General features: G+C 63.0%; 7 protein-coding genes. All 7 read left to right on the top strand.

All coding sequences use genetic code 11. The features are described from left to right. The first annotated feature begins 158 nt into the window (after window positions 1-158). The 7 genes from PMI38_RS26925 to panC all read left to right on the top strand — a co-directional run bounded on the left by PMI38_RS26925 (window position 159) and on the right by panC (window position 9311). A complete protein-coding gene (locus PMI38_RS26925; RefSeq protein WP_003250005.1) occupies window positions 159-335 on the top strand; it encodes a hypothetical protein in 177 nt (58 codons plus the stop codon). After that, the gene (locus tag PMI38_RS07380; RefSeq protein ID WP_008092311.1) at window positions 319-3294 is read left to right on the top strand and encodes a sensor histidine kinase; all 2976 of its coding nucleotides are present in this window, start codon (window positions 319-321) and stop codon (window positions 3292-3294) included. Before PMI38_RS26925 ends, PMI38_RS07380 begins: the two co-directional genes overlap by 17 nt. A gap of 4 nt (window positions 3295-3298) precedes the next feature. Next, on the top strand, window positions 3299-4744 hold the full coding sequence (locus tag PMI38_RS07385) for a sigma-54-dependent transcriptional regulator (protein ID WP_008092313.1): 1446 nt from the start codon (window positions 3299-3301) through the stop codon (window positions 4742-4744). A gap of 790 nt (window positions 4745-5534) precedes the next feature. Then, window positions 5535-6923: a polynucleotide adenylyltransferase PcnB gene (locus PMI38_RS07390; protein WP_008092314.1), complete on the top strand. Its 1389-nt coding sequence runs from the start codon at window positions 5535-5537 to the stop codon at window positions 6921-6923. After that, window positions 6920-7399, top strand: a complete 480-nt coding sequence (gene folK, locus PMI38_RS07395) for a 2-amino-4-hydroxy-6-hydroxymethyldihydropteridine diphosphokinase (RefSeq protein WP_008092316.1) — start codon at window positions 6920-6922, stop codon at window positions 7397-7399. The genes PMI38_RS07390 and folK overlap by 4 nt, the downstream gene beginning before the upstream one ends. 251 nt (window positions 7400-7650) lie before the next feature. After that, window positions 7651-8451, top strand: coding sequence for a 3-methyl-2-oxobutanoate hydroxymethyltransferase (gene panB / locus PMI38_RS07400; RefSeq protein ID WP_008092317.1), 801 nt, complete (start codon window positions 7651-7653; stop codon window positions 8449-8451). Further along, on the top strand, window positions 8448-9311 hold the full coding sequence (gene panC / locus PMI38_RS07405) for a pantoate--beta-alanine ligase (protein ID WP_008092318.1): 864 nt from the start codon (window positions 8448-8450) through the stop codon (window positions 9309-9311). The genes panB and panC overlap by 4 nt, the downstream gene beginning before the upstream one ends. Window positions 9312-9349: the final 38 nt, after the last annotated feature.

Raw genomic sequence — 9349 nt, forward strand, 5'->3', positions numbered from 1 at the left:
TTGCCGGCGATGAGGCCAGAACAGGCCACCCACCCTGAAATTCAAAAGCCCAATAATTTCAAACCCTTGGCGAACACTACCGATTCCCGCTAGCATCGCCCCAGCCATTTGCGCCAATAATAAGTCCAAGCCCGCAGCGCCCAACCATCGAGGCCAGCATGTACATCTATCGTTTGGTCCTGCTTCTGGTCGTGGGGATCTACCTGTTCTCCCCAGCCATCATGGACTGGTGGATCGAACCGACCGGTGCCTGGTACCGCCCTTACCTGCTCTGGCTGATCCTGATCGTCGTCACCTTCATCCTGCAGAGCCAACGAGATGCCGATGAGCTTTAGCCTGACCCAGATGATCCTGATCAGCGCCGCGTACCTGATGGTGCTGTTCGGCGTGGCCTGGATCAGCGAGCGCGGGCTGATTCCCCGCTCGATCATTCGCCACCCGCTGACCTACACCCTGTCGCTCGGCGTGTATGCCAGCGCCTGGGCCTTCTATGGCTCGGTGGGCCTGGCCTATCAATACGGCTACGGCTTCCTCGCCTGCTACCTGGGGGTGTCCGGCGCCTTCCTGCTGGCGCCGGTGCTGCTGTATCCGATCCTCAAGATCACCCGCACCTACCAGCTCTCATCGCTGGCCGACCTGCTGGCCTTCCGCTTCCGCAGCACCTGGGCTGGCGCGCTGACCACGGTCATCATGCTGATCGGCGTGCTGCCCTTGCTGGCCCTGCAGATCCAGGCGGTCGCCGACTCGATCAGCATCCTCACCGGCGAGCCGGTCAAGGCGCGGGTGGCGTTCGCCTTCTGTGCCCTGATCATCCTGTTCACCATCTTCTTCGGCTCACGGCACATCGCCACGCGCGAAAAACACGAAGGCCTGGTATTCGCCATCGCCTTCGAATCGGTGATCAAGCTGCTGGCCCTGGGCGGCATCGGCCTGTACGCGCTGTATGGCGTGTTCGGTGGCCCACACGGCCTCGAAGTGTGGCTGCTGCAGAACCAGACCGCCCTGGCGGCACTGCACACCCCGCTGCAGGAAGGCCCGTGGCGCACCCTGCTGCTGGTGTTCTTCGCCTCGGCCATCGTCATGCCGCACATGTACCACATGGCCTTTACCGAGAACCTCAACCCGCGCTCGCTGGTCAGCGCCAGCTGGGGCCTGCCCCTGTTCCTGCTGCTGATGAGCCTGGCCGTGCCGCTGGTGCTGTGGGCCGGCCTGCGTCTGGGCGCCACCACCAACCCCGAATACTTCACCCTGGGCCTGGGCATTGCCGCGAACAATGAGGCGCTGGCGCTGCTGGCCTACGTCGGCGGGCTTTCCGCCGCCAGCGGCCTGATCATCGTCACCACCCTGGCGTTGTCCGGCATGGCCCTCAACCACCTGGTGCTGCCGCTGTACCAGCCACCGGCGGAAGGCAACATCTACCGTTGGCTGAAATGGACCCGCCGCGCCCTGATCGTCGCGATCATCACTGCCGGCTTCATGTTCTACCTGACCCAGAACAACCATCAGAGCCTGGCCAACCTGGGCATCGTCGCCTTCGTTGCCACCTTGCAGTTCCTGCCTGGGGTCCTGTCGGTACTGTACTGGCCGACCGCCAACCGCCGCGGCTTCATTGCCGGCCTGCTGGCGGGCACCCTGGTGTGGATGGTGACCATGCTGCTGCCGCTGCTGGGCAACCTGCAGGGCTTCTACATCCCGCTGCTGGACATGATCTATGTGCTCGACGACACCAGCTGGCACATGGCGGCCATCGCCTCGCTGGCGGCCAACGTGCTGCTGTTCACGCTGATCTCGTTGTTTACCAATGCCAGCACCGAAGAAGTGAGCGCCGCCGAAGCCTGTGCCGTGGACAACGTGCGCCGCCCGCAGCGTCGCGAGCTGCATGCGGCCTCGCCGCAGGAGTTCGCCACCCAGTTGGCCAAGCCGCTGGGCGCCAAGGCCGCGCAGAAGGAAGTCGAACAGGCCCTGCGTGACCTCTACCTGCCGTTCGACGAACGCCGCCCCTATGCCCTGCGCCGCCTGCGCGACCGCATCGAGGCCAACCTCTCGGGGTTGATGGGGCCGAGCGTGGCCCAGGACATGGTCGAGACGTTCCTGCCGTACAAATCCGGTAACGAGAACTACGTCACCGAAGATATCCACTTCATCGAAAGCCGCCTGGAAGACTATCACTCGCGTCTTACCGGCCTTGCGGCCGAGCTCGACGCCTTGCGCCGCTACCACCGCCAGACTTTGCAGGAACTGCCCATGGGCGTTTGCTCGTTGGCCAAGGACCAGGAAATCCTCATGTGGAACAAGGCCATGGAGGAGCTGACCGGCATCGCCGCCAAGCACGTGGTCGGCTCGCGCCTGGTGACCATCAGTGAACCGTGGCGGGGCCTGTTGCAGGGCTTCATCAATGTGCCCGATGAACACCTGCACAAGCAGCGCCTGGCGCTGGATGGCCAACCGCGTTGGCTGAACCTGCACAAGGCGGCCATCGACGAGCCGCTGGCACCGGGTAACAGCGGGCTGGTACTGCTGGTCGAAGACCTCACCGAAACCCAGGCCCTGGAAGACAAGCTGGTGCACTCCGAGCGCCTGGCCAGTATCGGTCGCCTGGCGGCTGGCGTGGCCCACGAAATCGGCAACCCGATCACCGGCATCGCCTGCCTTGCGCAGAACCTGCGTGAAGAACGCGAAGGCGATGGCGAGCTCATCGAACTGTCCGGGCAGATCCTCGAACAGACCAAACGGGTATCGCGCATCGTCCAGTCGTTGATGAGCTTCGCCCATGCCGGTGGCAGCCATCAGAACAGCGAAGAGCCCGTTTGCCTGGCCGAGGTGGCGCAGGACGCCATCGGTCTGCTGGCGTTGAACCGGCGCAATTTCGAAGTACAGTTCTTCAACCTCTGCGACCCGGAACACTGGGCCGAGGGGGATCCACAGCGCCTGGCCCAGGTACTGATCAACCTGCTCTCCAACGCCCGCGACGCCTCACCGCCCGGCAGCGCCGTGCGTGTGCGCAGCGAAGCGAACGAGCACACCGTCGACTTGATCGTCGAAGACGAAGGCAGCGGGATTCCGAAGAACATCATGGACCGCCTGTTCGAACCGTTCTTCACCACCAAGGACCCGGGCGAAGGTACCGGACTGGGGCTCGCTCTGGTCTATTCCATCGTGGAAGAGCATTATGGGCAAATCACCATCGACAGCCCGGCCGATATCGAACGGCAACGTGGCACCCGGATCCGCGTGACCCTGCCCCGGCATGTCGTAGCGACGTCCCCAGAAATTCGAGACCGTCGAGAGAATTGAATCAATGCCGCACATTCTGATCGTCGAAGACGAAACCATCATCCGCTCGGCCTTGCGTCGTCTGCTTGAACGGAACCAGTACCAGGTCAGCGAAGCCGGCTCGGTTCAGGAAGCCCAGGAACGCTTCAGCATTGCCACTTTCGACCTGATCGTCAGTGACCTGCGCCTGCCTGGCGCCCCGGGCACCGAGCTGATCAAGCTCGGCCAGGGCACGCCGGTACTGATCATGACCAGCTACGCCAGCCTGCGCTCGGCGGTGGACTCGATGAAGATGGGCGCGGTGGACTACATCGCCAAACCCTTCGACCACGACGAAATGCTCCAGGCCGTGGCACGCATCCTGCGCGACCGACAGAACGCTCCCGCGCCCACCCCGGCCGCCGAACCACGCGCCAATGGCAAGGGTGCACCGGCCGACAAGGCCAGCCCGGCAGCGGCCAATGGCGAGATCGGCATCATCGGTTCGTGCCCGCCGATGCAGGACATGTACAGCAAGATCCGCAAGGTGGCGCCCACCGATTCCAACGTGCTGATCCAGGGTGAGTCCGGCACCGGCAAGGAGCTGGTCGCCCGCGCCCTGCACAACCTGTCGCGGCGGGCCAAGGCACCGATGATCTCGGTGAACTGTGCGGCCATTCCCGAAACCCTGATCGAGTCGGAACTGTTCGGCCACGAGAAAGGTGCGTTCACCGGCGCCAGCGCCGGGCGTGCTGGCCTGGTGGAAGCCGCTGATGGCGGTACGCTGTTCCTCGACGAGATCGGCGAATTGCCGCTGGAGGCCCAGGCGCGCTTGCTGCGCGTGCTGCAGGAAGGCGAAATCCGCCGCGTCGGTTCGGTTCAGTCGCAAAAGGTCGATGTGCGCCTGATCGCCGCGACCCACCGCGACTTGAAGAACCTGGCCAAGGCCGGGCAGTTCCGCGAAGACCTCTACTACCGTCTGCATGTGATTGCCCTGAAGCTGCCTGCCTTGCGTGAGCGCGGCAGCGACGTCAACGAAATCGCCAATGCTTTCCTCGCTCGCCAGAGCGCGCGCATCGGCCGCGACGACCTGCACTTCTCGGCAGAAGCCGAACAAGCCATTCGTCACTACAGCTGGCCCGGCAACGTGCGTGAACTGGAAAACGCTGTCGAGCGCGCGGTGATCCTGAGCGAGAGCGCGGAAATTTCCGCCGAACTGTTGGGTATCGACATCGAGTTGAGCGATCTCGAAGACGACGACCTGCTCGACAATGCCATGGTCGCAACCGGCGCCAGCGCCAACAACGCCAGCCATGAACCGACCGAGGACCTGTCGCTGGAAGATTACTTCCAGCATTTCGTACTCGAACATCAGGACCACATGACCGAGACCGAGCTGGCCCGCAAGCTTGGGGTCAGCCGCAAGTGCCTGTGGGAGCGTCGCCAGCGCCTGGGCATTCCGCGCCGCAAGAGCAACGCCACCAGCGAGTGATCTTGCTTTAGCCTTACTGGCCTCATCGTCGGCAAGCCGGCTCCCACAGGATGAATGTGGTCTACCTGTGGGAGCCGGCTTGCCGGCGATGAGGCCAGTGGCCACACCCCACCCCCTCAGGTAACACATCAGTTCCCGCAAAAATCTGTTACCCACCCTTCTCGGCGTAACAGTCCCCGAGGCATACGGTAACGAAATTTCGACATTTCTGGCCCGCCCCGCCTCCCTCATTCCGTGCAAACCCTTGATTTCATTGAGTTTCCAAAAGTTGGCACGGCACCTGCTATATGTCTGGTACAAGAACAATAACAAGCACAGCAACTCAGAATAAGAACAAGACGAAACGGCTCACGCACAATAAAAACAAGACGGCGGAGGCGCAGCTAACTGATTCTTTTGGAGAGGATGCGTGTTTGGGGCTTGCCCCACGACCAGGCAGAGAACAACAAAAACTGCACTAAAAAGCAGCGCCTGAACTGGTTGGATCGAAAGGTCAACGTGACATCAGCGGCCAAAGCAATCCGTTTGCTCTTTACCCCCGTATTGGGGGTCGTCCACAAGCTTTGCGTTTTGTGGACAGGGCACTCAACAAAAACAAGAAGCCCAGTAAAAAAACAATAAGAGCACGCAACGACTTCTTGGGGAGCTTAGGCTCCCCTTGTCGTTTCTCCCTTCCGGCAGGCCAACCTGCTACCGCCTACACCATTCCCCGAGTAAATGCTAGAATCCCCGCCCATCATGCGGCCATTCTCCTATTCTTGGCCGAACATTCCTTCACACAGTGCATCCCATGCTGAAGAAGCTGTTCCAGTCTTTCCGCCCTCCCGTACCGGGCCAGCACCACAAGCGCACCACGCCTGAGGTGATCAACAAGAGCCAACATTCGCTGCAGCGCCACCAGTTCAGTCGCCACGCGGTGAACATCGTCGAGCGCCTGCAGAGTGCGGGCTACCAGGCTTACCTGGTCGGTGGCTGTGTCCGCGACCTGATGCTGGGCATCACGCCCAAGGACTTCGACGTCGCCACCAGCGCCACCCCCGAACAGGTTCGCGCCGAATTCCGTAACGCGCGCATCATTGGCCGGCGCTTCAAGTTGGTCCACGTGCATTTCGGCCGTGAGATCATCGAAGTCGCCACCTTCCGCGCCCATCACTCGGAAGACGACCAGGGCGACAGCCACCGTTCGTCGCACAATGCCAGCGGCCGCATCCTGCGTGACAACGTCTACGGCAGCCTGGAAGAAGACGCGCAGCGCCGCGACTTCACCATCAACGCCCTGTACTACGACCCGGTCAGCGAGCGCGTGCTCGATTACGCCAACGGCGTACACGATATCCGCAACCGCTTGTTGCGCCTGATCGGCGACCCGACGCACCGTTACCAGGAAGACCCGGTGCGCATGCTGCGCGCGGTGCGTTTCGCGGCCAAGCTCGACTTCGGCATCGAGAAGCACACCTTCAAGCCGATCCGCGAACTGGCCCCGATGCTGCGCGAGATCCCGCCTGCGCGGTTGTTCGAGGAATGCCTCAAGCTGTTCCTCTCCGGCCAAGGCGCGATCGCCTTTGAAATGCTGGTCGACCTGGAGTTGTTCGAGCCGTTGTTCCCGGCCAGTGCCCAGGCCCTGGAAGAACGCCCGACCTACACCCACACCCTGATCAGCCAGGCGCTGAACAACACCGACCTGCGCGTCAAGCAAGGCAAGCCGGTAACACCGGCCTTCCTCTTCGCTGCATTGCTCTGGCCAGCCCTGCCAAGCCGCGTGCTGCACCTGCAGAACCAAGGCGTGCCACCGATTCCGGCCATGAACGGTGCTGCCCACGACCTGATCGCCGAACAGTGCGCACGCATCGCCATTCCCAAGCGTTTCACGTTGCCGATTCGCGAAATCTGGGACATGCAGGAGCGCCTTCCACGCCGCAGCGGCAAGCGTGCCGACCTGCTGCTGGACAACCCACGTTTCCGCGCCGGTTATGACTTCCTGCTGCTGCGTGAAAGCGCCGGTGAGGAAACCGACGAGCTCGGCCAGTGGTGGACCGACTACCAGGACGCCAACGACAGCCAGCGCCGCGACATGATCCGCGAACTGGGCAGCCGTGATGAAGGCTCCGCAGCCGGCCCGCGCAAACGCAAGCGCAGCGGTAGCAAGCGCAAACGCGGCGGTGACGAGGCGTTCGAGTGAACACGCGCGCCTATGTCGGCTTGGGCAGTAACCTGGATGCCCCGGCCGAACAACTGCGCAATGCCCTGCAGGCGCTGGACCAGCTGGACGACACCCGCCTGGCAGCGGCTTCGGCCCTGTACACCAGCGAATCGCTGCTGCCCGGCCAGCCGCGCTATACCAACGCTGTCGCCGCGCTGGATACCTCGCTCGATCCGCTGGCCCTGCTGGACGCCCTGCAGGCAATCGAGCATGGCCAGGGCCGTGTGCGCAAAGAACGCTGGGGGCCGCGCACGCTGGACCTGGATATCCTGCTGTACGGCGACCAGGTCATCGACGTGCCGCGCCTGCAAGTGCCGCACTACCACATGCACGCCCGCCCCTTCGTGCTGTACCCACTGGCCGAACTGGTACCGGAAGACTTCCAGCTGGCCGATGGCCGCGCCCTCGCCCAGTTGCTCTCAGCCTGCCCGTACGTCGGCCTGGAGCGCCTGTAATACGGGCGCTCGGGTTTGAAGTAACGCCAGTAACACCCTGATAGTAACAATGCGGTAACAGGGTCATTGACTTCCCCCACCTCGCTCACGACTATAGGCGTCCCGTGTGACGCCAAAGTGCCGCACACCCGTATTTAGGCCCGGACGGACCTGTAACCGAACATCACACGCGATGATGTGCCGCTCCGGAAGATGACTACACGCGTTGTTTGCAGTCGTTTTTCACAGCGCCTGAACGAGGATTTTCCTACATGCCTGAAGTAACCCTGACCACCCTGCACGGCCTCAAGGCCAAGGGTGAAAAGATCACCATGCTGACCTGCTACGACGCGACCTTCGCCAAGATCGCCAGTCAGGCTGGCGTCGAAGTGTTGCTGGTGGGCGACTCCCTGGGAATGGTCCTGCAAGGCCATGACAGCACACTGCCCGTCACCACCGCCGAGATGGCCTACCACACTGCCTGCGTGAAACGTGGCAACGACGGTGCGCTGATCCTCGCCGACCTGCCCTTCATGGCCCATGCCACGCCTGAGCAGGCCTTCGCCAATTGCGCCACCTTGATGCAGGCCGGCGCCCACATGATCAAGCTCGAAGGCGCCGCCTGGCTGGCCGAAACCATTCGCCTGCTGGCCGAACGCGGCGTGCCGGTGTGTGCGCACATGGGCCTGACCCCACAAACAGTCAACGTCCTTGGCGGCTACAAGGTCCAGGGGCGCCAAGAAGCGCAAGCGCGGCAGATGCGTGCCGATGCCATCGCCCTGGAGCAGGCGGGCGCGGCCATGCTGCTGCTCGAATGCGTGCCCAGCGAACTGGCCGCGGAAATCACCCAGGCGGTGAGCATCCCGGTAATCGGCATCGGTGCCGGCAGCGCCACCGATGGCCAGGTGCTGGTCCTGCACGACATGCTCGGTTTGTCGCTAAGCGGACGGGTGCCGAAATTCGTCAAGAACTTCATGGCAGGCCAGCCCGATATCCAGAGCGCCCTCACCGCCTACGTCACGGCGGTAAAAGAGGTCAGCTTCCCTGGCAGCGAACACGGGTTCAGCGCATGAATACAGTCAAGACCGTCCGCGAACTGCGCGCCGCCGTCGCCCGTGCCCGCGGCGAAGGCAAGCGGATCGGCTTCGTGCCGACCATGGGTAACCTGCACAGCGGTCATGCCGCCCTGGTGACCAAGGCCGCCCAGCGTGCCGACTTCGTCGTGGCGAGCATCTTCGTCAACCCGCTGCAGTTTGGCGCCAACGAAGACCTGGACAAGTACCCACGCACCCTCGCCGCCGACCAGCAACGTCTGCTGGATGCCGGCTGCCACTTGCTGTTCGCACCCACTGTCGAAGAGATGTATCCCGATGGCATGAGCGTTCAGACGCGCGTCAGCGTGCCGAACCTGTCCGAAGGCCTGTGTGGCGCCAGCCGCCCAGGGCATTTCGAGGGTGTGGCCACGGTGGTCAGCAAGCTGTTCAACATGGTGCAGCCCGACCTTGCCGTGTTCGGCGAAAAAGACTTCCAGCAGCTGGCCGTGATCCGCGCCATGGTGCGCGACCTGAACATGCCCATCCAGATCATCGGCGAGCCCACCGTGCGCGCCGAGGACGGTTTGGCGCTGTCGTCGCGCAATGGTTACCTCACGCCTGAGCAGCGGGCCACGGCCCCGGTGGTGTATCGCACCTTGAAACAGATCGGCGAGGCCATCGCCCGTGGTCAGGTCGATTTCCCGGCGCTGGTCGAAGATAGCAAGGCACAGCTGATCGCTGCGGGCCTGCGTCCGGATTATCTGGAAGTGCGCCATGCCGTGACCCTGCGCCCGGCCACGTTCGGCGACCGTGACCTGGTGATCCTGGCCGCAGCCTATCTGGGTAACACTCGGTTGATCGACAACCTGTACCTGCATCTGGAAGAGAAGACCGCTTAACGGCCTGGGGCTGCTTTGCAGCCCCATCGCCGGCAAGC

The organism is Pseudomonas sp. GM84 (assembly GCF_000282535.1).
Lineage (GTDB): Bacteria > Pseudomonadota > Gammaproteobacteria > Pseudomonadales > Pseudomonadaceae > Aquipseudomonas.